This is a genomic window from Actinomadura rugatobispora, assembly GCF_055379765.1.
Genome location: NZ_AP029191.1, coordinates 4,325,755 through 4,348,827, shown reverse-complemented (window position 1 = coordinate 4,348,827; position 23,073 = coordinate 4,325,755). Strand labels below are relative to the sequence as shown.

Annotated in this window: 15 protein-coding genes; 11 read left to right on the top strand and 4 right to left on the bottom strand. The window is 72.0% G+C overall.

Going from position 1 to position 23,073, the window contains the following annotated elements:
- Positions 1 to 15: 15 nt before the first annotated feature.
- Positions 16 to 1,014 (bottom strand): hypothetical protein, encoded by a 999-nt coding sequence (locus tag ACZ466_RS18990; protein ID WP_378283304.1) that lies wholly within the window; start codon positions 1,012 to 1,014, stop codon positions 16 to 18.
- Positions 1,011 to 1,658 carry a GNAT family N-acetyltransferase gene (locus ACZ466_RS18985; protein WP_378283305.1) on the bottom strand — a complete coding sequence of 216 codons (648 nt, stop codon included), beginning with the start codon at positions 1,656 to 1,658 and terminating at the stop codon, positions 1,011 to 1,013. The genes ACZ466_RS18990 and ACZ466_RS18985 overlap by 4 nt, the downstream gene beginning before the upstream one ends.
- Positions 1,659 to 2,138: 480 nt before the next feature.
- On the opposite strand from ACZ466_RS18985, the gene ACZ466_RS18980 reads away from it, so the two are divergent.
- The 3 genes from ACZ466_RS18980 (at position 2,139) to ACZ466_RS18970 (ending at position 9,332) form a co-directional block, all read left to right on the top strand.
- Entirely contained in the window at positions 2,139 to 3,401 is a 1,263-nt protein-coding gene (locus ACZ466_RS18980) for a condensation domain-containing protein (protein ID WP_378283306.1), read from the top strand.
- A gap of 12 nt (positions 3,402 to 3,413) precedes the next feature.
- Complete coding sequence (locus ACZ466_RS18975) at positions 3,414 to 5,915, top strand: peptidase domain-containing ABC transporter (RefSeq protein ID WP_378283307.1); 2,502 nt, start codon at positions 3,414 to 3,416, stop codon at positions 5,913 to 5,915.
- Between the two features lie 264 nt (positions 5,916 to 6,179).
- Positions 6,180 to 9,332 (top strand): AfsR/SARP family transcriptional regulator, encoded by a 3,153-nt coding sequence (locus tag ACZ466_RS18970; protein ID WP_378283308.1) that lies wholly within the window; start codon positions 6,180 to 6,182, stop codon positions 9,330 to 9,332.
- 503 nt (positions 9,333 to 9,835) lie between these two features.
- On the opposite strand, the gene ACZ466_RS18965 is transcribed toward ACZ466_RS18970, so the two are convergent.
- Positions 9,836 to 11,134: an MFS transporter gene (locus ACZ466_RS18965; protein WP_378283309.1), complete on the bottom strand. Its 1,299-nt coding sequence runs from the start codon at positions 11,132 to 11,134 to the stop codon at positions 9,836 to 9,838.
- A 40-nt stretch (positions 11,135 to 11,174) separates the two neighbouring features.
- On the bottom strand, positions 11,175 to 11,582 hold the full coding sequence (locus tag ACZ466_RS18960; protein ID WP_378283310.1) for a DUF6223 family protein: 408 nt from the start codon (positions 11,580 to 11,582) through the stop codon (positions 11,175 to 11,177).
- A gap of 208 nt (positions 11,583 to 11,790) precedes the next feature.
- On the opposite strand from ACZ466_RS18960, the gene ACZ466_RS18955 reads away from it, so the two are divergent.
- The 8 genes from ACZ466_RS18955 (at position 11,791) to ACZ466_RS18920 (ending at position 22,860) form a co-directional block, all read left to right on the top strand.
- A complete protein-coding gene (locus ACZ466_RS18955; RefSeq protein WP_378283311.1) occupies positions 11,791 to 12,903 on the top strand; it encodes a sensor histidine kinase in 1,113 nt (370 codons plus the stop codon).
- Complete coding sequence (locus ACZ466_RS18950) at positions 12,900 to 13,562, top strand: response regulator (RefSeq protein WP_378283312.1); 663 nt, start codon at positions 12,900 to 12,902, stop codon at positions 13,560 to 13,562. The genes ACZ466_RS18955 and ACZ466_RS18950 overlap by 4 nt, the downstream gene beginning before the upstream one ends.
- Before the next feature lie 219 nt (positions 13,563 to 13,781).
- Positions 13,782 to 14,051, top strand: a complete 270-nt coding sequence (locus ACZ466_RS18945; RefSeq protein ID WP_378283313.1) for a type II toxin-antitoxin system Phd/YefM family antitoxin — start codon at positions 13,782 to 13,784, stop codon at positions 14,049 to 14,051.
- A complete protein-coding gene (locus ACZ466_RS18940) occupies positions 14,041 to 14,499 on the top strand; it encodes a type II toxin-antitoxin system VapC family toxin (RefSeq protein ID WP_378283314.1) in 459 nt (152 codons plus the stop codon). Before ACZ466_RS18945 ends, ACZ466_RS18940 begins: the two co-directional genes overlap by 11 nt.
- A 194-nt stretch (positions 14,500 to 14,693) precedes the next feature.
- On the top strand, positions 14,694 to 16,283 hold the full coding sequence (locus tag ACZ466_RS18935; RefSeq protein ID WP_378283315.1) for a TIGR02677 family protein: 1,590 nt from the start codon (positions 14,694 to 14,696) through the stop codon (positions 16,281 to 16,283).
- A complete protein-coding gene (locus ACZ466_RS18930) occupies positions 16,280 to 17,497 on the top strand; it encodes a TIGR02678 family protein (protein ID WP_378283316.1) in 1,218 nt (405 codons plus the stop codon). Before ACZ466_RS18935 ends, ACZ466_RS18930 begins: the two co-directional genes overlap by 4 nt.
- Positions 17,494 to 21,615, top strand: a complete 4,122-nt coding sequence (locus ACZ466_RS18925) for a TIGR02680 family protein (protein WP_378283317.1) — start codon at positions 17,494 to 17,496, stop codon at positions 21,613 to 21,615. The genes ACZ466_RS18930 and ACZ466_RS18925 overlap by 4 nt, the downstream gene beginning before the upstream one ends.
- Before the next feature lie 12 nt (positions 21,616 to 21,627).
- Positions 21,628 to 22,860: a TIGR02679 family protein gene (locus ACZ466_RS18920; RefSeq protein WP_378283318.1), complete on the top strand. Its 1,233-nt coding sequence runs from the start codon at positions 21,628 to 21,630 to the stop codon at positions 22,858 to 22,860.
- Positions 22,861 to 23,073: the final 213 nt, after the last annotated feature.

Genomic DNA, 23,073 nt, shown 5'->3' with positions numbered 1-23,073 from the left:
GCACGGCCCGGACTCTCAGCGGAAGTGGTGCTCGCTTTCGGGGACGACGAAGTCCATGTGGGCACCGGTGATCCCGTCTCCGAACCCGATGTGCATGACGCCGGCCCCCTCGTTCAGCTGCGAGTTCACCGGCCAGTCGACCTCCGGCAGCACCCCGAGGTTGGTTCCGATGCCGAGTTCGAGGGCCTGGAGGCCGTGGTCGGGGTTGGTCGCGCCGAGCAGTTCCCGGGTGAAGTCCCTGCCGCCCGCGGTGGCCCGGGTCAGCACGTTGTCCTCCATCTCCAGCCGGACGGTGCCGAACCCGGACATCTCCGCGCGCAGCCTCCGGGCCGTCTCGAACCGCTCCCGCCCGGCTTCGGTGCACCGGGGATCGCGTGCCGCCAGCACGGCCGATGCGTTCGCGGTCCCGTCCATGCTGAACGTGTCCGCACCGGTCTGGCCGGGCCGCCTGGTGATGGACAGCTCGCAGCAGCTCCCCACGCTCACCCAGTCACCGGGCCCGATCACCGCGCGGGGCCACGCGTCCACGGTCAGGGCGGTGCCCAGCGAGCACACGAGCCGCATGGTGTCCGTGTCCCCGGCGTCCCTCCCCGGTGCCTCGGGCGGCCCGAACACCACTCGCGAGGCTCCCTCCCGCAGCTTGCCGATCCAGTAGGACGCCCTGTCCGCGGCCCGGACCCAGTCGGTCCGCAAGGTCATCTCCAGCGTGTAGCGGGCGGCGCCGGGCGAGCCGTCGAAGCTGGCGATCGGCACCACCAGCACGCTGTGATGCTTGAACGCGAGCCTGATCCGCTTGCTGATCATGTGGTGCTGGAGGAGGAGGACGACGCTCGCGCCCGCGGGCAGGTCACCGGCCCGGTCCAGGGGGACGTAGGCCAGCCCGTGCTCCGTCGCGGCCCGTCCCAGCTCGGCGTCGTCGGCCACGGCGAAGATCTCGCCCTGGGGGAAGAGCTGCCTGAGCAGGCCACCGCGTGCGTCGGGTCGTGCGTCGGGTCGTGCGGCGGGTGTCGTCATGCGTGCCGCCCCTCCGCCGCGGCGAGCGCGGGCGGCGGGCTGTCGCGCGGCACTATGGGGTTCTGCGCGAGAAAGTCGGCGACGATTCTCCGGGCCGTGTCCTTGTCCTCGGCGGGGACGATCTCCGCCGGCGGGCGCCGCGCGTAGTACTCGTCCCTGAGGATCGAGCCGATCAGGGCATCGTGATAGGCGCCGTCAACGAAATAGTAGTCCCGGAGAACACCCTCGACGGTGATCATCCCCGAACAGAAGTTCTCGACCGCCCGCCGGTTGAAGACGCCGCAGGTGAATTCCACCCGGTGCGCGTTCTTCGAGTCGAAGAGCATTCCCACGAGCAGGATCGTCGCTTCCAGCCCGAAACCGGCGCCCCACATCTCGGCGTCACCGATCATCGCCCCGACGACATAGTTCCCCGGCGTGTCGGTCGGCTTCCAGCCGACCATGCCGAGCGCCTGCCCGTCGGGCGTGCACACGATCAGGAACTCGTCGTCGGCCCGCTCCAGGAATGCCTTCAACTCGGCCGCGCCGGTATGGCTCTGAATACCTGAGGCGTACACCCAGGTATTCGATGAGGTCCATTGCGAGAGGAGTTCGTAGTCACCCTCCGTCACCGGAGCCAGCGTTACTGAATGCTTGTCGGGCATGCGCGGTCCCAGCCTTCCGATGCCTTACTGCGTCGTCAAAGTAACGGCCTGCGGGCGGCCGGGGAAGACGCCTGGCTACTTCTCGCCATCATCCATTCGGAAGGTGTTCTCCGGCCCGCTCGTCGCTTACGTTCCTGCCCATGTGAGTGCCTGCGCATGAGGCCACGGCCTCTCACGTGTCCCTGGCGGCGGCAGCCGTGCCGGACATCGCCCGTCCGAACGGGCCGGCCGTGACCACCACCACCACGGAATGCCGGAAGGAGGTACCAGCCGTGAGCAAGAAGGAGAAGAAGGAAGAGACGGTCGACATCACCGCGCTTGCCGACGAAGAGCTCGATGACGTCGTCGGCGGCAGCGACGACGTCGTCGTGCCGTACGGGAAGAAGAACTGACGGGCCGGGCGGCACGAGGGAGAAGCCGACTTTCCTTCGTGCCGCCCCGCTCGCGACACCGCTTGCCGCCTGATGCGAGGAGCCGGGGATGACGGGTTCCCCAGAGACCGCAGAACTTCCGCTCACTCTGGGCCAGTCGCAACACTTCACGGTGGTGCACGAAGATCCCGCACTGCGTACCGCACTCTGGTCCTGTTTCCGCATTCCCGGCGAGTTGGACGTCGACAGGCTCACCGACAGCGTCGAGACCCTGGTGGCGCGGCACGAAGCACTGCGCATCGAAATAGTGGAGCGGCCCGGAAGGGAACCGTGCCAGCGCATCAGAGGGCTGCCGCCCCGGGACGACCTGATCATTTTCCAGAACGTTCTCGCCCGCTCGGAAGAGCAGTTCAGCCGCTACGTCCGGCACATCCTGGTCCAGGAGCACCGCCGGGTGTGGGACGCCGACGCCTACCCCTTCAGAATCCGGCTCTTCCGGTACGGCCTCGGCGTCCATGTGCTGATGGTCGGCCTCTCCCACATGGCGGTCGACGGTGTCGGTGCCGAGATGCTCATCCGCGATCTGATGCGCACCTACGCGGACGCCCTGGCGGGCCGCGCCGTCCGCGGTCCGTCCGGCCGGAGCTATGCCGACTCGGTCCTCCGGCAGTCCGCCGCGGGCCGCGCCGGCGCCCGGCGCCCCGCCGACCGGGTGCGCTCCGCCCCGCCCCCGCTCACCTGGTCCGACCTGCCGGCCCCTGATCCGGGCGAGCCGGGGTGCCGGACCAGGCAGTCCTCCTTCACGCTCGCCGGGACCGAACTCGCGGCGCTCAGGGAGCAGGCCGGACTGCACGGCGGCACGGAGTTCGCCTGGGTCCTGGCCGCCTTCGTCAGGACCGTCTTCCAGTTCACCCGTCAGGACCGGATCACCGTGTCCGTCCCGGTCAATCTGCGCAGCCCCGCGGAACGCGACGTCGTCGGCATGTACGTCGTGGAGCTCCCGGTGGTCGTCGAGAGACCGGGAGACGCCGGCGCCGGACGCGATCTCGTCGCCGCGGTGGGGACCGCGGTGCTCCGCGCCACGGTCCGGTACCGGCGGGGCCGTGGCCGGGACGAGGCGTACCCGACCGACCTCTCCGTCAACTACCGGAAGATGTCCGCCCTGGACAGCCGCGAGTTCTGCCGGCTGGGCGGGACCGGCTACCAGCCTCGGGTCGACTACCGGGCGGCGGGCGTCGGACTGCGGGTCTTCAGCTACCGCGACGTCCTCGACGTCCAGACGGTGTTCGCTTCCCATCTGTTCTCGGCGGACGGCGCGAAGGGCGTGTCCGAGGTGCTCAGGACGAACCTGACATCGCTTTCAGGCCGGTGAGGAAGAGGAAGAGTGCCGGGTCAATCGTCGTTCGACTTCTTCGCCCACCCGCGTGAGCGCGGTGACGGGTCCGGCGGCCCGACCGAGCCCGCGCCGGGGAACGGGCGCACGCCCCGGCCCCCGCGTTTCCGGGAGGAGGCGCGGCAGGCCGCCTCGGTCGACCGTGAACTGGGCCCGCCCATGGAGAAGGGCGGGCTCCCCCGGCCGTCGTGGCCCGCGGACGTCCGGAGCCTGCGGATCCCGGCACGGCGGCGGCGTGCGATCCCCGTGCACCTCCAGTCGCAGCTGAGCGACTGCGGCCCGGTCAGCCTGATGATGGCACTGGGGCACCACGGCATCGAGGTCGGCCTCGAACAACTGCGGCAGGACACCGACTGCGGGCGGGACGGCGTATCGGCCCGCGCCCTCCTGACGGCGGCCCGCAGGCACGGACTGCCCGGCCGGGGGGTGCGGACGTCCCTGGAGGGGCTGCGGAGCCTGCCGCCGGGATCCATACTCTTCTGGAAGTTCAACCACTTCGTGGTCCTTGACCGCGCCACGCGCCAGTACGTCTATATCGTCGATCCCGCCTACGGACAGCGACGGCTGCGCATCGCGGACGTCGACCGGCTCTTCACCGGTGTGGCCGTCGAGTTCGACGCTCCGCTCCGCACGGTGCGCCGGCAGAGGCGGGCCAGGCGTGCCAGGCGGGCGCGCAGCCCCTGGCGGCACCTCGCCTATTTCTTCCCCCGGTCGAAGAAGTGGCTGGCGCTGGTGGTGGCTTCGCTGTCCCTTCTCGTCTTCGGCCTGCTGACGCCCCTGGCGTCGGCCTACGCCGTCGACCACCGCGGTCTCGGGGGCGAGCTGACGCCCGTGCGGGCGGTCGCGGCCGTCGCACTGTCCGCCCTGTGCTTCTTCCTCCTCCAGCTGCTCCGCGGCACCGTCATCCTCGAACTTCAGGCGGCGGCGGAGAAGCGGGTGACCCTCGGCATCTTCAACCGGCTGCTCGCCCTTCCCCTCGGCTTCTTCACCCGGCGCGCGCCGGGCGACCTGGCGCTGCGCGTGCGGACCAGCACGTCGGTCCGGAACGTGCTGACCGCCTCCATGCTCTCGGCGGCCTTCGACGGGGTGCTGGTCGGCTGCTACCTCGCCGCGTTCTTCCTGGTGGAGCCGCGGATCGCGGTATGGGTCTCGCTGCTGGCGGTGATCCAGGTCGGGCTTCTGCTGCTGGCCTGGCGGTCGCAGGTGTACCTGGCCGCCGACGAACTGGAGTGCCAGGCGCACTCCAACAGCACGCTGAACGAACTCCTCGAAGGCATCGGCACCGTGAAGGCCGCCGGCCTGGACGAGGTGATGGGCGGCAAGTGGACCCACTCCCTCATCGAGGAGATCAACGCGGGAACCCGGCGCCGCCGCCATTTCACCCTGTTCTCCTCCCTCGTCGCGTCCGTCCAGTTCACGGCGCCGCTGCTGGTGCTGATCATCGGCGCCCTCCAGGTGAGCGGCGGGCGGCTCGGGCTCGGCCAGATGACCGCCTTCACCTCCCTGTCCATGGGGATCTTCATCCCGCTGACCGGCCTGGTGCAGGCGGGCTTCCAGGTGGCCACGCTGAAGGCTCCCCTCACCCGGCTCGGCGACATTCTGGACGCCGAGCTCGATGAGACCGGGCGGACGGCCGAGTCCGGCTTCGACACCCGGGGAGACCTGGCGGTCAAGGGGGCGTGGTTCCAGTACCCGGGCGCCGCGGCCCCGGTTCTGAGGGACATCGACCTGACCGTCCCCGCCGGGAGGTTCGTGGTGTTCCTGGGCGCCTCCGGATGCGGCAAGTCGACCCTGGCGATGATGCTCGCGGGTCTGTACCGGCCCAACGCGGGACGGGTCCTCATCGGCGGGAAGCCCTTCGACCACATCGACCGTGCCTCCCTGCGGCGGTCGATCTCGTTCGTCGACCAGGACGCCCGCATCTTCGCCGGATCGATCCGCGACAACATCACGATGGGCGCGGCCATCGAGGACGGTTCCACCTGCGACTACGTCCACGCCGCCGGCATCGCCCAGATCCACGACGAGATCGCCGCGCTGCCGATGGGCTACGAGACCTTGCTGGGCTCGGGCGGCACCGGCCTCTCCGGCGGCCAGCGCCAGCGGATCGCCCTGGCCCGCGCCCTCGTCCGGCGCCCCCGCATTCTCATCCTCGACGAGGCGACCAGCGCCCTGGACCGGGTGACCGAGGCGAACGTGATCTCGAGCATCCGGCGGCTGGACTGCACGCTCCTGGTCATCACCCACCGGCCGGCCACCGCGGCCGAGGCCGATGAGATCTGCGTCTTCGGCGAGGGGCGGATCGTGCAGCGCGGCGACCACGGCCGGCTCAGCCGTCAGCCCGGCCCGTACCGTGACCTGATGGCGGCCTCGGGCCTCGCGAGCGGCCCCGGCGCGAGCGGCACGGGCGCCGAGGCCCGGCCGTCGCCGCCGGGTCGCGACGATCAAGGGCACCTGCGGAATGAGCGGCTTCAAGCCGATCGGGCGAACTGACCCGGCCGAGTACGACGGCGGCACACCTCACCACGAGCGTCCGTCCCCGCGTTGATCAGGGTGCTCGGCCGTCCCGCCCACCCGGGATCACCGCGCGAATTCACCCGGCGTCCATTGGCCCCACGTGTACCATCGCCGTGACCACCGCCCGGATCCTCCTCCGCCGACGCATTTCCACCACCCTGCTTCAGCGGTGCGAACTTCGGGAGCAACGGCTCGGTGAGCTTCACCCACCGAGATCGCCATCGGCCGAGGTACCAGAACATGGCAGACGAGATGCTGACCGAGGGTCCGGTTTTCCGGGTTCTCGGACGACTCGAGGTGCGGCTGGGCGGATCCCGCGTCGCGGCGCCCGGCTCCGCCGTTCTCCAAGGGCTGCTGGGAGCGCTGATCCTCGCGCGCGGCGAACCGCTGCCCGCCGACCGGCTCATGGATCTGGTGTGGGCGGACCAGCCGCACAACTCCGGTCGCGCCTCGGTTCATGTCGCCGTCTCGCGGCTGCGCAAATGGCTCGCCCAGTTCGACGGCACGGCGGAACCCCTCTCGATCGGCTACGCGGATGGGTACCTGCTGCGCTGCCCGCCCGAGCGGTCGGACCTCGGCCGGTTCCTGTCGTTCCTCACCCGGGCCCGCGCGGCGCCCGCCCCGGAAGAGCGCTTCCAGGCCCTTTCCGCGGCATTCCGGGAACATTCCGGCCCGCTGCTGTCCGGGGTGGCGAGGATCGACCGTTCCGACCCCCTCGTCCGCTCGCTCGAAGAAGGCATCGGCCAGGCGGCCCTCGACCTCGCGACGGCCGCCATGGAGACCGCGGCGCCGGGGGACGCGCTCAAGGCGGTGCGCCGGCTCGCCCGCGAACGTCCCTACGACGAGCCGCTCCACGCCGCGCTCATCGATCTCCTCCTCGCGGCCGGCAGGCCCGGGGAGGCCGTCCGCGCCTACCACGAACTCGCCGCGCGCCTGTCGGACGAACTGGGCATCGAGCCGAGCGAGAAAGTGCAGCTCGCCCACCTGCGCGCCCTGTCCGCCGACCGTCCCGTCCACGCCCCGGGCCCGGCGCCCGAGCCGCGGGTGGCCCCCACCCCCGCCGAGCTGCCGCCGGACATCGCCGATTTCACGGGCCGGGACGACGAGGTGGCACGCCTCACCGAGGTCCTCACCGGGCCGCGGCCGGGCACCGTCGCCATCGCCGGCATCGCGGGCCTGGGCGGGCTGGGCAAGACCACGCTCGCCGTGCACGTCGCGCACCGGATCGCCGATTCGTTCCCCGACGGCCAGCTCTACGCGGACCTGCGCGGCGCCTCCGCCGACCCCGCCCGCCCAGAGGACGTGCTCAGCAGATTCCTGTTCGCCCTGGGCGTCAGCGCCGCCGGCATACCCGAATCCCTCGAGGAACGTGCGGCGCTCTTCCGGAGCTGCCTGGCCAGACGCAGAATCCTCATTCTGCTCGACAACGTCGCCGGGGAGGAGCAGGTGCGGCCGCTCCTGCCCGGTGCCCCCGGCACGGCCGTGCTCATCACCGGGCGCGTCCGCCTGGTCGGCCTCGAGGGCGCGAGCCTGCTGGAACTCGACGTCCTGCCGACCGCCCAGGCCGTGGACCTGCTCATGAGAATCGTCGGGACCGAACGCGTCCGCGACGCCCCGGCCGCGGCCCTCGAGATCATCCGGCTGTGCGGCCGGGTTCCGCTGGCGGTGCGCATCTCGGCGGCCAGGCTCCTCGGCAGGCGGCAGTGGAGCCTGGACCACCTCGTCGGCGCCCTCGGGGAGGAACGGCACCGGCTGGACGAACTGGTCGTGGGCGACCTCGACGTCCGCGCCGGATTCGAGATGAGCTACCGGACGCTGCCCACCGGCGCGCGGCGGGCCTTCCGGCTGGCCGGGCTGCTCGACGCGCCCGACTTCGCCTGCTGGGCGGTGGCGGCCCTGCTGGACGTGCCGGTGCGGCAGGCCGAACGCGAGATCGAGATCCTGGTCGACGCCCACCTGGTGAACCTCGTGGGGACGGACGAGACCGGCGCGCTCCGGTACAGACTCCATGACCTGGTCCGGTTGTACGCGCGCGAGCGGGCCGTGCGCGAGGACCCCGGACCCGAACGGGAGGCCGCGATCCGGCGGGCCCTCGGCGCGTGGCTGGCGCTGGCGGAGGTCGCGGCGGAACACGTCCCCGGACCCTGCTACGCGATCATGCACGGTCCCGCGCCGCGCTGGCGGCTCCCCGCGGAGGTCGCCGGCCCGCTGCTGGCCGATCCGATGGCATGGTTCGGCGCCGAGCGCGCCGCGCTGGTGGCGGGGGTGGCGCAGGCGTGCGAGGGGCGGCTGACCGAACTCGCCTGGGACCTCGCGGGGTCCACGGAGAAGTACCTCAACGTGCGCGGGTCGTACGACGGCTGGCAGCGCATGCACGAGCGGACGCTCGCGCTCTGCCGTGAGACGGGCGACAGGCGCGGCACGGCCGTGCTGCTGCGCGGCCTCCTGGAGGTCACCACCTGGACGGCCCCGGCGGGCCCCGGACCCGCGATGACGCGGATGCAGGCCGCGGCGTCCGAACTCCTCGACCTGTTCGTCCAGCTGGACGATCCCGTCGGAGTGGCCGACGCCACCGTCGACCTGGCCTGGGGCATGACGGCCGACGGGAACGGCGCGCAGGCCCTCGCCCTGGCGGAGCGCGCCCTGCGGATCGCCGTCGACGCTGACTACCTCGGCGGGCAGGCGCGGGCCTACCACGTGATGGCGGTCGTCCACGGCGAGGAGGACCCCCAGGGCGCGGTCGTGGTCCTGGAGAAGGCGATGGGGGTCGCCGAGGCACTCGGCAACGCCCGCTACACCACGACGGTGATCCAGTTCCTCGGCGCGGCGAAGTCGTTCTGCGGTGACATCGCCACCGGGCGGAAACTGCTGGAAGAATCCCTGGCGATGGCCCGGCGGCTGGACGATCGCTATCTCGAGACCTTTTCGCTGCTCTACCTCTCAAAACTGTTCGCCGCGACAGGGGACGAGCGGGCGAGGGCGACCGTCGAACTGACGCTGGCCCACAGCGAGAACGGCAACTTCGGCCATTTCCTCGCCGACGCGCTCAGCATCCTCGGGCGGCTGAACCTGGCCGAAGGAGACGTGCCCGCCGCCATCGCGGCCCTCGAACGCTCGGTTCAGGTCTGGAGGACCCGCGGCTGGATCCCCTACCTGGCGCGGACGCTCCGCTACCTCGGCGACGCCCACGGTGCCGCCGGCGACCACCTGGCGGCGGGGGCCAGCCGGCGGGAAGCCCGCGAACTCCTCAACGAGATCTCGGGCGAGAGCGACATGAGGACGCTGGAGGAGCGGCTCGCCCACGAAGGGCCGGGGGGCGAGAAGAACGCCGCACAGACCCCTCCAACATCAGGAAACCTCGCGGTTAGCAACACGTTAGGCGAGTGTCGCTAGCATCGCCATCGCTGATCAAGAGTGCCATTAAGACGGCTCGCAGCGATGCCGGCCGTGCAGTTCGGGCCACCCGGCTGCGCACAGGAAGCGAGGCAAAGAATGACACGCCATTCCCATGCCTATCACCAGGCCGCGCCGGAAGCTTTCGATCTGCACAACACCCATGCCATGGGAAGGAACGCGCCGAGAAGGGGAGCCGAAAGGATCTCGGCGGGACCGTGCCGTTCCGCCCGTGACGTACTTCCGCCGGACGCTCCCGCCTATCTGCTCCCGATCGTCGAGGCCCTGCTGTCCGGACAGACGGACGAGGCGGCCAGCAAGCAACTCGGGATCTCACCCCGGACCTTCAGCCGGCGCGTGGCGGAGCTCCTCGAGCATCTGAACGCCGTCACGAGGTTCCAGGGCGGAGTGGAGCTGGTGCGCCGCGGCTGCCAGAACTGTTCCGGCTGCGGCGAAGGCCGCTCTCGCCGGGCCGGCCGCCCCTCGTCCGGGGCGGAGCCCGGTCATTGAACGCTTTCGGGCGGGCGGATCGGAAGCAGCGCGATCAGCCCGGCCAACAGGATCAGGGTGATGCCGGCCATGCCCGCCCGCTGCGTGTTGAACAGGGCGATGAACCCGCTGAAGGCCAGCGGCCCGAGGAAACCGACGGCGCGCCCCGTGGTGGCGTAGAGCCCGAACGCCTCCCCTTCTCGCTCGGGCGTGACGATGCGGGTGAGGAAGGTCCGGGTGGACGACTGGGCCGGCCCGACGAAGGTCGCCAGGGTCAGCCCGCACACCCAGAACGCGATCTTGCCCGGTAGCACCACCAGCGCGCCGCACACCAGCACGAGCCCCAGCAGCGCCACCACGATCACGGGCTTCGGGCCGAAGCGATCGTCCAGCCGCCCGCCCAGGACGGCGCCGACACCGGCGGTGAGGTTGGCGCCGATCGCGAAGATCACCACCTCCGTGGTGGTGAAGCCGAACGTGCCGGCCGCGACCACGCCGCCGAAGGTGAAGATCGCCGCGAGACCTTCCCGGTAGACGGCGCTGGCGGCGAGAAAGCCGAGCGTGCGCCGCTCGCCGCGCCACATCCTTTTCAGGCGCCTGCCCAGCTCCGCGTACTCGGCGAAGAAGCCGCGGCGCACGTGCTCCCGGGACGCCGGCGTCTCCGGCACGAACAGCAGCAGCGGGAGCGCGAACAACGCGAACCACAGCGCCGAGAACAGCGCGACCACACGAATGTTGAGCCCGTCCTCCGAGGTCACGCCGAACAGGCCGACGTCGGGCAGCACGAACGCGAACAGCACGACCGTCAACGCGATCAGGCCCCCGAAGTACCCCATCGCCCAGCCGAAGCCCGAGACCCGCCCGAGCGTCGCCTTCGTCGACACCTGCGTCAGCATCGCGTTGTAGTTGACCTCGGCGATCTCGAAGAACACGCTGCCCGCGGCGATCAGGACGAGCGCCGGCAGCAGGTACGACGGGTCGTCCTGGATGAAGAACAGTCCCGCCGTACAGGCCACCACCAGCCCGCTATGGACGGCCAGCCACAGCTTGCGTCTCCCGCCGGCATCGCCGCGACGGCCGATCACCGGTGCGAGCAACGCGACGAACACCCCCGCCACCGCGAGCGAGACGCCGAGCGCCCGGGACCCCGACTCCTCATCGGCGGCCACCGTACCGGTCACGTACACCGTGAAGACGAAGGTGAGGATGACGGCGTGGAAGGCGGACGCTCCCCAGTCCCACAGCGCCCAGCAGATCGCCTGGCGCCCGGAACGCCGTGTGGCGACGGATGAATCAGTGACGTCCGTGTGCACATCGCGACGCTAGCCGATCTCCCCATGAGACCGGCACCGGTCACGCCAGTCGATCCAACGCGCGCTCGTGGTCGGGCCGGTCGATCGTCCGGCCGGTGCGGCGGGAGCGGACCAGAGCCAGATAGCCGAGGACCGTGGCGATCAGCCCCAGCACCAGGCCGATGGCGCCGCCGGCCACTCCGTTGCCGGTGCCGAGGCCGCCGTCGGCGACGGCCAGGTTCAGCGCGCCGATGACCATGCCGGTCAGCCCCGCCACCAGGGAGACCATGGCCCCTCTCTTCCCGTTGCGGCCGGCGGAGCGGGCCAGAGCCAGCCCGCCGATGACCACGCCGGCCAGCGACACCAGTGCGGCCGCGGTGCCCACGAGCCGCCCGCCGGTCAGGTCGTAGGCATCGGCGGCGACCACCTGGGCCGAAGCGTGCGCGGCAAGCACAGATGTGACTGACATGTCTCCTCCTGAAACTGGATGTGCTCCGAGCATGTCCGTCACGCCCACCGCCGGTCGTCCCGCAGCCGGACGCACTTCGCGCTGCCGCCGATGGCGCACCCGGCTACCGCGGACGCGGCAGAAGCAGGGGGAGTACCGCGTGTGCGGTAGCCGCCGTTCGTCCGTGAGCGGGACTTCTCCCGCGGCGGCGCCCGGCTAGGGTGCGCTTGTGAGGATTGGACCCGGTGTCCGGGACTGGGCGATCGCCGTCGGCGTGGCGGCCACGCTGCTGGTCACCGGACTGTCCCGCCAGCACTCCGTCACGAGTCTCGACCTGCTCGGCTATGCGCTGCTGACGGCCGGCGGCCTGGCGCTGGCCGCGCGCCGCCGCGCGCCGGTCACCGTCCTGGCCGTCACCGGGCTGTGCGCGGCGGGTTACCAGGCGGCCGGTTTCGATGTGCCGGCGGTCGCGTTCCTGTTCGCGGTGTACGCCGCCGTACGGGCCGGGCACCGGATCATCGCGGTGGCGGCGAGCGTGGCCCTGCTGGCCGCCCTGCCGCTCGCGGCCCTGCTCTCGGGCTTGCACGACACGGGCGAGGCGTTCGCCCAGGCCCGGGGCGCCCTCGAGATCGCCTGGCTGATCGCCGCCGGCGCCGCGGGCGAGGCGCTGCGGCAGGCCGAGCGGCGGGCCGATGAGGCCGAGCGCACCCGGGAGGAGACCGCGCGGCACCGCGCCGACGAGGAACGGCTGCGCATCGCGCGGGAGCTGCACGATTCGCTCACCCACCAGATCTCCGTCATCAAGGTTCAGGCCGAGGTCGCCGTCCACGTGGCCCGCAGGCGCGGCGAACCGGTCCCGGAGGCACTGCTGGCGATCCAGGAGGCCGGGCGCGAGGCGACCCGGGAACTGCGCGCGACCCTGGAGGCGCTGCGCGACGACGACACGGCCCCGCCGCGCGGGCTCGACCATGTTCCGGAACTGGTGGAACGGGCCCGCACCATCGGCCTGGACGCGACGCTGACGATCGAGGGACGACGGCATGGCGTGCCGGCCGCGGTGGACCGGACCGTCTACCGGATCGTCCAGGAGTCGCTCACCAACATCGCCCGGCACTCCGGCGCCGCCACGGCGTCGGTCCGCATCGACTGCCGTCCGGACGTCCTCGCGATCCGCATCGACGACGACGGCACGAGCGCGCCGGACACCGCTCCCGCGCCCGGCCTCGGGCTGCTGGGCATGCGCGAACGCGTCACCGCCCTCGGCGGCCGGCTGCGCGCCGAACCGCGCGGCGAGGGCGGCTTCACCGTCCAGGCCGAACTGCCCGTGGAGCGGACGTCATGATCCGTGTTCTGCTGGTCGACGACCAGCCGCTCATTCGCAGCGGCTTCCGCGCGCTCCTCGACCTCGAGGACGACATCGAGGTGGTGGCCGAGGCCTCGGACGGGAAGGAGGGCATCGCGCTGGCCCGCAAACACCTGCCCGACGTCGCTCTGATCGACGTCCAGATGCCGGTCGTCGACGGTATCGAGGCGACCCGGCGCATCGCCGCCGACCCCGCCCTGGCCGGGGTGCACGTGGTCATCCTGACCAACTACGGCCTGGACGAGTACGTCTTCAACGCGCTGCGCGCCGGCGCCGCCGGTTTCCTGGTGAAAGACGTCGTGCCGGAAGACTTCCTGCACGCCGTCCGCGTCGCCGCGCGCGGCGACGCCCTGCTCGCACCGTCGATCACCCGCAAGCTGATCAGCCGGTACATCACCCAGCCGCCCGGCACCGGCACCGGCACGGGGCTGGAAGAACTGACCAACCGCGAACGCGAGGCCGTCGCCCTGGTCGCGCGGGGCCTGTCCAACGACCAGATCGCCGACCGCATGGTGATCAGCCCGACGACCGCGAAAACCCACATCAACCGGGCCATGGCCAAGCTCCATGCCCGTGACCGCGCCCAGCTCGTGGTCCTCGCCTACGAATCCGGCCTGGTCACCCCGCGCGATTCCTGACACCCGCCCAGCGGACTTCGCGAAGCACCGCACCCATGCTTGCTGTACCCCCTACCGGAACCGAGACGTACGGCTGCACCACCAGCCCCCACCACCTCAGGGGCTGTGCCCTACCCGTCACCAACCGATTCGACATCCCCTGACACCGAGGGTCACCTTGCTCCGTGATGATGTGCCACCGTGTAGCACCGCGTGGCGCTGGGCCGGTATCGTGATGGTATGAGCCCGCAGCCTGAGATCACTCAACGTGACCTGCGTAACAGGTCTAAAGAGATCATGGACGCGGTCCAGCGTGGCCAGGCGTTCACGGTCACGCGTGACGGACACCAGATCGGCGAACTGATTCCGTTGCGGCGGCGCAGGCGGTTCGTGCCCCGCAGCGAGTTCGCGGCGATGTCCCGCAGCGCCCCCGGCATCTCCCTGGATGCCTTCCGGGCCGACCAGGATGCCACAGCCGACCGGGAGCCGGACGATCCTTATGGCCGGTGAGTACGCGCAGGGGCTGCTCGACACGAACATCATGATCCTGCGCAAGTGGGTGGATCCTGAAGAGCTCCCTGTAGAGATGGCGATCAGTGCCATCACCTTGGCGGAACTGTCCGCAGGGCCGCATGAGGTGCGCAGGAAGGAGGAGCAGGACGACTACGACGAGTACGCCGAACGCGCCCGGCGGTTGGACGTGCTCCAGCGTGCGGAGAACGAGTTCGACCCCATCCCGTTCGAGACGGAAGCAGCCCGCGCCTACGGCAGGGTCTGCGCGGCCGTGATCAGCGCCGGGCGCAAGCCCAGACGCCGAGTGGCCGACCTGATGATCGCCGCCATCGCCATCGCCGAGGACCTGCCGCTGTTCACCACCAATCCCGACGACTTCAAAGGATTGGACGACCTCCTCACTGTCGTCCCCGTAACGCGCCCGAGGACGCCCGGCGGCCGGTAAGGCGCTCTACCGTCAGATGAGCCGGCCGACTGAAAGCGTTCTGCGAAGTCGCCGACGAGAGGGTGGAGACGGTGGTGGCCTCTGCGGCGGAAGGGGCGCCGCTAGGGCGATGTCGCCGAATGCGGGTGTTCAGTGCGAAGGCGGCGGGAGAATGTCCCAGGGTGAATGACGACGCCGTTTGACGGGGGAAGTCAGTGGAGCAGTTGATCCCTAGGCCGTTCGCGCATCTTGACGCGCCGCTGTCGGAGACCTATCGCCGGATCATGCGGGTCTTCGTGGACAACAAGCGCCGTTTCGTGGTGCATCTGCGGCCTGAGGACGTGGCCGAGGTGCTTCGACGGGACGGCGGCCCGGCCCTCGTGCAGGAGGCGGTCGACAAGGCGTTGGAGAGTCTGGCCGACTGGGGGAATCTGCGCGCCGATCCCGACACCAGCAGGGTCACCACTGTCGAGGACTTCTACCGGGCTCGTTACCTTTACCAGCTCAGCCGTGAGGGGGAGGCGGCCGAACGTGCCCTTGTGGTCTACGAGGAGGAGATCGGGCGGCGCGGGGAGTTGCAAGCGGTCGCGTTGGAGGACATCCGGGTGCGGTTGCGGGCACTGCGCGATCTGCCCGGACATCCGGATCCCGCCGTCGTCCACAGCCTGCTGCTGGAGCTGATGAGCAGGCTGGACAGCCTGGCGGCGAACGCGAGCGCGTTCATGAGCGGGCTCCAGCGCACCATTGACCTCCAGGACGTCGACGAGGAGGCGTTCCTGGCCTACAAGGACCGGCTTATCGCCTATCTCGAACGGTTCGTGTCCGAACTGGTCGTGAAGCACCATGACATCGCCACCACGTTGCGGGCGCTGCCGCCGCAGCGGGTCGCGGCGCTGCTGGCGCTGGCCGCGGAGCGGGAGGCCGCGGATGCCGTGCCCGACGGGGCGGCGGGCGGCGTGGCCGTTCCGGACGGGGCCGCCGGATCCAGCGGGGACGACGCGTCCGCGCGGTCGGTGAGCGTGGCCGCCGCAGAGAAGCTGGCGCTCTGGGAGAGCCGCTGGTCCGGTCTGTGGTCCTGGTTCGTCGGTGGCCGTGGCCATCCCTGCCAGGCCGACCTGCTCCGTACCCGGGCGCGCAAGGCGATCCCGGACCTCCTCGCCACGATCAGCGTGCTGCAGGAGCGGCGCGCCGGGCGCAGCGACCGGTCCGCCGACTTCCGGGCGTTGGCCCGCTGGTTCGCCCAGGTCCCCACCGACGAGGACGCTCACCGGTTGTGGCGGGCGGCGTTCGGCCTGTCCACCTCGCGGCACCTCACCGCCGAGCCGGGGGCGTCACCCGCCGAGGTGCCCGCGGCCACCAGCTGGCTGGACGCGCCACTGGTAGAGGTGTCGGCCCGGTTGCGCGCCAGCGGCCGGTACGCCCGGCGCGGTGCGCCGCGGCGGGTCCGTGACCGCGCGGCCGAGCGTGAGCTGCTCGCCCGGGAGGTGGCGGCCGAGCGCGAGCAGACCGAGGCGGCCCGCCGCCGCCTGGCCACCGGACGGCCCACCCGGCTCAGCGATCTGGGCAAGCTGGACCGGCAGGAGTTCCGGCTGTTCCTGCGGTTGCTGGGCGACGCGCTGGCCGCGGGCCCGCCCGGCCCCGATGGGGTGATCCGGACCCGTACCTCCGACGGCGCGCTGGCGGTGATGCTGGAGCCGGTGGACGGCTTGGCGGAGGTGGTGACCGAGGACGGCGTGCTGCGCGGTCCCGACCACGAGATCACCATCGCCGATCTGATCAGCTCCGGCCGGGCGGTGGTCTCATGACCGGGGCGCTGTCCGATGTGCTGGAGGAGCAGCGGGACGCTGAGCGGCGCCGGGCCGTCCGGGCGCTGCTGCGCACGCCGCTGCTCACTCCGCGCGACGCCGGGTACGCGCTGGTGCGCAAGCACGCCGGGCATCTGGCGCAGTGGTTCGCGCGGGAGGCGGGCTGGTCGCTGCACACCGATCCCGGTGTCGCCAGGCTCCGGAAGGTCCCCGGTGATCTGGGCGACGGGAGCCGTGCCGCGAACGTCAAGGACGGCGGGGCACGGGCGCGGCAGCCGTTCAGCCGCCGCCGCTACGTGCTGGCGTGCCTGGCGCTGGCCGCGTTGGAACGCGCGGAGGCGCAGGTCACGCTGGGCTGGCTGGTGGACCGGGTGGTGGCGTTCGCCGCCGATGAGCAGATCACCCGCGCCGGGATCGCCTTCGCCATGGAGGACAGGGACGAACGCGGCGATCTGGTCGCGGTCGCACAGTTGCTGCTGTCGCTCGGGGTGCTGGTGAAGGTGGCCGGTGACGAGCAGGCGTTCGTCAACCGCAGCGGCGACGCCCTCTACGACGTGGATCGCCGGGTGCTGGCCGTGCTGCTGTCCACTCGGCGGGGGCCGTCACTCGTGACGGCCGACGGCCATGGCGCGCGGCTCGCCGCGGTGACCGAGGACTTGGTCCCTGACACGGAGGACGGCCGCAACCGGGCGATCCGCCACGCCATCACCCGGCGGCTGCTGGACGATCCGGTGCTCTATTACGCCGACCTGACCGCTGAGCAGCGCACCTATCTCGACAGCCAGCGCGGCCCGCTGCTCAAGCGGCTCACCGAGGCGACCGGGTTCATGGCCGAGGTCCGCGCCGAGGGCATCGCCCTGATCGACCCGACCGGGGAGGCGACCGACTTCGGGATGCCGGAGGAGGGCACCGAAGGGCACGCGACCCTGCTGCTGGCCGAGTACCTGTCCGAACGGCTGCGGGCGGACCAGGGGGTGGTCTCGGTCACGGCGGCCGAGCGGCGGATGGCCGAACTCATCGGCGAGCACAAGGCGCACTGGCGCAAGAACGTCCGCGACCCCGGCGCCGAACGGATCCTGACCGCGCACGCGCTGCACCGGCTGGCCGCGCTCGGGCTGGTGCGGTGGCACGGTGACGAGGTCACGCCGCTTCCGGTGCTCGCCCGGTTCGGCTACCTGGAGCCCACCATCATCGGAAAGAAGGAGCCGTCATGACCGCGACCACCCATCCCGGTGGCTCCGGCCCGGGCGCCGGCGGCTCGGATGTAGCGGCGGAGTTTCCGGTGGCGCACACCCCGCGGTGGCAGCCGCTGCGCACCGGACTGGTCGACCTTTTCTACTACGACCACCAGGAATTCTGGTTCCGCGACGGCCGGGTGCTGTTCCGGGGCAACAACGGCACCGGCAAGTCCAAGGTGCTGGCGCTTACGCTGCCGTTCCTGCTGGACGGCGACCTGACCCCCAGCCGGGTCGAGCCGGACGGTGACCGCAACAAGCGGATGGAATGGAACCTGTTGCTGGGCGGCCGCTACGACGAGCGGCTGGGCTACACCTGGCTGGAGTTCGGCCGGGTCGCCGAGGACGGTGAGCGTGCCTACCTCACCGTCGGAGCCGGGCTGAAGGCCGTCGCCGGGCGCGGCATCGCCGACCGGTGGTTCTTCGTCACCTCCCAGCGGATGGGGCAGGACCTGTTCCTCATCGGCCCGAGCGGCGCGGCGCTCACCCGGGACCGGCTCACCGAGGCGATCGGGCTGCACGGCCAGGTGACTCAGCGCGCCGAACGCTACCGGCGGATGCTGGACGAGCATCTGTTCCACCTGGGCGAGGAACGGTACGACGCGCTGATCAGCCTGCTGATCCAGCTCCGCCAGCCGCAGCTGTCCAAGCGACCCGACGAGAAGCGCCTCTCGCGGGCGCTGTCGGACGCCCTCACGCCGCTCGACCAGGCGGTGCTGAGCGACATCGCGACCGCGTTCCATGACCTGGAACAGCAACGCGCCGAGCTCACCGGCCTGCGCGACACCCGCGGCCACGTGACCCGTTTCCTCGACCGCTACCGGCGATACGCCTCGGTCGCGGCGCGCCGTCAGGCCCGGGAGCTGCGCACCGCGCACAGCGCGTACGAGGCCGTGCAGCGGTCACTGGCCGGGGTACGCGAGGAGATCGACCGTACCGAACGAGAGGAGACGGAGGCTGCCGGCCGCCTGGAGGCGGCGCGGGTCGAGCACGCCGGGCAGACGGCGGTCCGCGAAGAACTCGGTTCCGACCCGCGGCTGAAGAATTTCGCCGACGCGCAGCGCTATGCCGAGCAGGCCGAGCAAGCCGCGGCGCATGCCAGGCGGGCCGCCGAACGTGCCGAAAAGGCCCGCACGGAACGCCTGGCACGGCGGGACAAGGCCGCCGAGGCGGCCGAACGCAGCGCCGCCGACATCGTTGACGCGCACGTGCCGGCCGCGGACGCCGCCGGACGCGCCGGCATCGGTGACCGGCATGCCGCGATCACCCTCGACCCGCCCGCCGAGAGCACCCTGGTCGCGGCCGGGCGCGAGACCGCGCGGCTGGCCGACGGCCGTGCCGAGGCCGTGGCGCACGTGACCCGCCTGGCCGACAAGGCGTCCCGGGCCGAGGCCGAACTGGTCCAGGCCCGCCGCGTCCTCGGCGAACGCGAGTCCGACCGGGACGCCGCCGCCGACGCGCTCGGCGAGGCGACCGACGCCCTCGCCACGCAGGTGGGCCGGCACGTCGAGGAGTGGCGGGAATACGGCCGGTCACTCACCGAGCTGACCGTTCCCGATCCCGACGACGTGGACCTGACGGGCTGGGCCGACAGCCTGGAGGGCCCGCACCCGCTGCTGGCCGCGCTGCGGGCCGGCGCGGACGGCGCCCACCAAACCCTGGCGACCGCCCGCGCGGAGGCCGCGGCACGCGTGGAGGCGGCACGGGTCGAACTGGGCGAGCTGACCGCCGAACGCGACCGCCTGGAATCGGGCGTCGTGGACCGGCCGCCCGTGCCCCGCACCCGCGGCGCCGACACCCGCACCGGCCCCGGCGCCCCGCTGTGGCAGGTCGTGGACTTCACCGCAGGGCTCGACCCCGCCGACCGGGCCGGACTGGAGGCGGCGCTGGAGGCATCCGGGCTGCTGGACGCCTGGATCACCCCCGAGGGGACGCTGCTGGACCCCGCCACCCACGACGTGATGGCCCGGGCGGGAGTCCCCGCCCCCCGCCCGCTGACCGCGGCGCTGACCGCCGTGATCGACCCCGACGACGAGCACGCCGCCGCGCTGTCGCCGCAGACCGTGACGGCCGTGCTGGCCGGGATCGGCTTCGAGGAGCAGGACACCGCCGCCTGGGTGGCGACCGGCGGCCGCTGGCGGCTCGGACCGCTGCACGGCGCCTGGTCCAAGGACGCCGCCCGCTACGTCGGCGCGGGCGCCCGCGAAGAGGCGCGCCGCCGCCGCCTCGCCGAGCTCACCGGCCTGATCGAGGCCGCCGAGAACACCGTGGCGCGGGCGCGTTCGGCCGCCGAGGCCGTCGACCGACGCCGCGCAGTGCTCGCCGCCGAACTCGGTCGCGAACCTTCCGACCAGCCGCTCCGCGACGCGCACGGCACCGTCGCCGGTGCCGCCGGCCAGTTGGAGAAGGCCCGCACTCGCGTCGAGCGTGCCGCCGACGACGTCGGCTGGGCCGAACGTGATCACGCCGAGGCCGTCGTCGACCGCGACCAGGCCGCCGCCGACGTCGGCCTGCCCGCCGACGTGGCCGGACTCACCGCCGTCCGTGCCGCGCTGGAGGACTACCGGCGGGCGACGGCGCAGCTGCTGGCCGCCGCGCGCCGCCACGCCGACCGCCTTGCCGAGCTCACCACCTGGACCGAGGAGCTCGCCGCGGCCGAGGCGGCGGCCGGTGAGGCCGCCGCGGAGGCCCGCGATGCCGAGGTCCGCGCCGCCGAGGAACGCGGGCGCCTGGAGGCGTTGCGTGAGTCGATCGGCGCGTCCGTCGAGGAGCTCCGCGAGCGGCTGCAGAACGCCAAGCGCCGCCTCGGCGAACTCGACGCCACCATCCGCCGCCTGGATGGCGAGCACCGTCGGGCCGGGGAACTGCGCGCCAAGGCGCAGGGCCGCGAGGAGCAGCTCACCGGCCAGCTCTCCGAGGCCGGCGACCGCCGCGCCGCCGCCGTCACCGAGTTCCAGCGCTTCACCGCCACCGGCCTGCTCGAACTCTCCTGCGCCATGGAGGTCCCCGGCACCGGCGAGGACCCCTGGGCGGCCGACCCTGCCGTCCGGCTCGCTCGCCGTGCCGAGGAACGGCTCCGCGACGTTGATGACGGTGACGAGGCGTGGCGCCGCGTCCAGGACGAGATCACCCGCTACTACTCCGACCTTTCCGAGGCGCTGTCGAGGCACGGCCACCACGCGCTGGCCGGGCTGGACGACTGGTTCGTGGTCACCATCCAGTTCCAGGGCCGGGAACGCACACCGGCCGAGCTGACCGAACTGCTGGATGGGGAGATCGGCTATCGCGAGCGCATGCTCACCGCCAAGGAACGCGATCTGCTCGAGGAACACCTGATCAACGACGTCGCCAGCCATCTCCAGGAGCTCATCGGCGAGGCCGAGGCGCAGGTCGGATTCATGAACGCCGAGCTGGAGGAACGTCCCACCTCCACCGGCATGCGGCTGCGGCTGCGCTGGGAGCCCAGCCCGGACGCCCCCGCCGGGCTCGCCGAAGCCCGTGCCCGGCTGCTGCGGCAGAACGCCGACCTGTGGTCGCCCGCCGACCGCTCCGCCGTCGGCGACTTCCTGCAACGCGAGATCGAACGGGTCCGCGCCGAGGACGAGCACCGCACCTGGCAGGAGCACCTCCGCGACGCCCTGGACTACCGCTCCTGGCATCGCTTCGTCATCGAGCGCTACCAGGACGGGCGCTGGCGCAGCGCGATCGGCCCGGCCTCCGGAGGTGAACGCGTGCTGACGGTGTCGCTGCCGCTCTTCGCCGCCGCGTCCGCGCACTACCGCTCCGCCCACCCGCACGCGCCGCGCATGGTCGCGCTCGACGAGGCGTTCGCCGGGGTGGACGACGACGCCCGCGCCAAGTGCCTCGGCCTGCTCACCACCTTCGACCTGGACGTGGTGATGACCTCCGAACGCGAGTGGGGCTTCTACACCACCGTCCCCGGTCTGGCCGCCCACCACCTCGTGCGCCGCGACGGCGTCGACGCCGTCCACGTCACCACCTGGGAGTGGGACGGTCAGGAGCCCGTCCGCGTCGAACGCGGCACGTCGGCTCGCCCACCGGCGCCCGAGTCGAGCCCGGACGAGGGACTGTTCTGAGGCGGGACGAGGATGAACGGCGATCTGCCCAGGCTGCGCCGGACGCTCGGCGATCCGGCACTCACCCGGCTGCTCGCGGCGCTGGCCCGCAGGATCGAGCTGGGGCGTCCGCTGACCGGGCCGCTGGTGCTGTCCCACCCCACCCCGGTCGAACTCCGCGCGATCCGGGCCCTGCTCGGCTCGGGCCGGGCCGGTAGCGGCGGCTCGGTCACGATCCCACTCGACCGGGTCGCCGCCACCCTCGCCGACGCGGGCATCGCCCCGGACCTACAATCGGCCGTTGAGGCACTGGCCGGTCCCATCACGCCCCGTGCCCGCGTCGCCGCCGCCGAACGGGCGGGCCGCAGCGCCGCGGCGGACAGACTCGACGCAGGCCGGCACGCGGGAACCGCCTGGTACGAGGAATGGGCCAAAGGACTGGCCACCGACGGGACGCTGACCAGGCTGATTCGCCGGGACGACCTCGACCTGATCAGCGCCGCCGTCGCCGTGCTCGACCTGATCCCCGCCCCGGGCACACCGCTTCCCGTCATCGCCGAACGCGCCACCGGTGACACCAAGGCCCTGTCCGGCACCCCGCTGGCGAGCATGACCCTGCGCGCCCTCGCCCTGCGCTCGGGCACCGCACCGCCGCGCGGCGCCGAGGCCGAACGCGCCCTGTGGGAGTCCGCCGGAGTGATCGTCGACGACCTGTCCAGCCAGGTCCTCGTCCTCGGCCTGCCCGCGCACGGCGACCAGCCTCTGGCCGGCTGGCTGACCCAGGCCGCCGCCCGCCGCACCCCGTTCCGGATCACCCTGCACCAGCTCGTCACCATGCCGATCACCCCGGACGCCACGGTGGTCCACGTCTGCGAGAACCCCTCCGTCCTGCGCGCCGCCGTGTCCACCCCGGTCGCCGCCCCGCTGATCTGCACCGAAGGGATGCCGTCGGCGGCGGCGAGCCGGCTCCTGCGGACCCTGGCGGACGCGGGCACGACGATCCGCTGGCGCGGCGACTTCGACTGGACGGGCCTGCGCACCACCGCCGTCGCGATCGCCCGCTACGCCGCCGAGCCGTGGCGGATGTCCACCGCGGACTACGAGGCGGCCCTGGCCACCGGCGACTCCGAACCGCTCCGCGGTGCCGCCGCACCCAGCCCGTGGGACCCCGACCTCGCCACCCGGATGCACGAGACCGGCCGCGCCGTCATGGAGGAACGACTGATTCCCCTGATGCTCGCAGACCTCGCCTCCTCGGTGCCCTGATGGTTCCTCCATCCCCGCCCGCGGACTGCGGATTGACGGGGTCAGGGTCAGACTGGGATTCCAGCGCGGTCGAGCCGTTGGAGCAGGCTGGGCTAGCGGTGATGCTCCTCGCGCAGTAGTAGCGCAAGGCCGAGTTGCTGGAGGCGGTTCTGCCAGGTCTGGGTGACGCGCAGCGGGTGCGGCGTCTGATCGAGACGGCTGCGCCCGATGGCT

What these genes read in the sequence shown, in the direction of transcription:
- ACZ466_RS18990 (WP_378283304.1), bottom strand. Translation starts at nt 1,014, where the DNA reads ATGACGACACCCGCCGCACGACCCGACGCACGACCCGACGCACGCGGT.
- ACZ466_RS18945 (WP_378283313.1), top strand. Translation starts at nt 13,782, where the DNA reads ATGAGCCCGCAGCCTGAGATCACTCAACGTGACCTGCGTAACAGGTCT.
- ACZ466_RS18940 (WP_378283314.1), top strand. Translation starts at nt 14,041, where the DNA reads ATGGCCGGTGAGTACGCGCAGGGGCTGCTCGACACGAACATCATGATC.
- ACZ466_RS18920 (WP_378283318.1), top strand. Translation starts at nt 21,628, where the DNA reads ATGAACGGCGATCTGCCCAGGCTGCGCCGGACGCTCGGCGATCCGGCA.
- ACZ466_RS18950 (WP_378283312.1), top strand. Translation starts at nt 12,900, where the DNA reads ATGATCCGTGTTCTGCTGGTCGACGACCAGCCGCTCATTCGCAGCGGC.
- ACZ466_RS18960 (WP_378283310.1), bottom strand. Translation starts at nt 11,582, where the DNA reads ATGTCAGTCACATCTGTGCTTGCCGCGCACGCTTCGGCCCAGGTGGTC.
- ACZ466_RS18985 (WP_378283305.1), bottom strand. Translation starts at nt 1,658, where the DNA reads ATGCCCGACAAGCATTCAGTAACGCTGGCTCCGGTGACGGAGGGTGAC.
- ACZ466_RS18980 (WP_378283306.1), top strand. Translation starts at nt 2,139, where the DNA reads ATGACGGGTTCCCCAGAGACCGCAGAACTTCCGCTCACTCTGGGCCAG.
- ACZ466_RS18930 (WP_378283316.1), top strand. Translation starts at nt 16,280, where the DNA reads ATGACCGGGGCGCTGTCCGATGTGCTGGAGGAGCAGCGGGACGCTGAG.
- ACZ466_RS18970 (WP_378283308.1), top strand. Translation starts at nt 6,180, where the DNA reads ATGGCAGACGAGATGCTGACCGAGGGTCCGGTTTTCCGGGTTCTCGGA.
- ACZ466_RS18925 (WP_378283317.1), top strand. Translation starts at nt 17,494, where the DNA reads ATGACCGCGACCACCCATCCCGGTGGCTCCGGCCCGGGCGCCGGCGGC.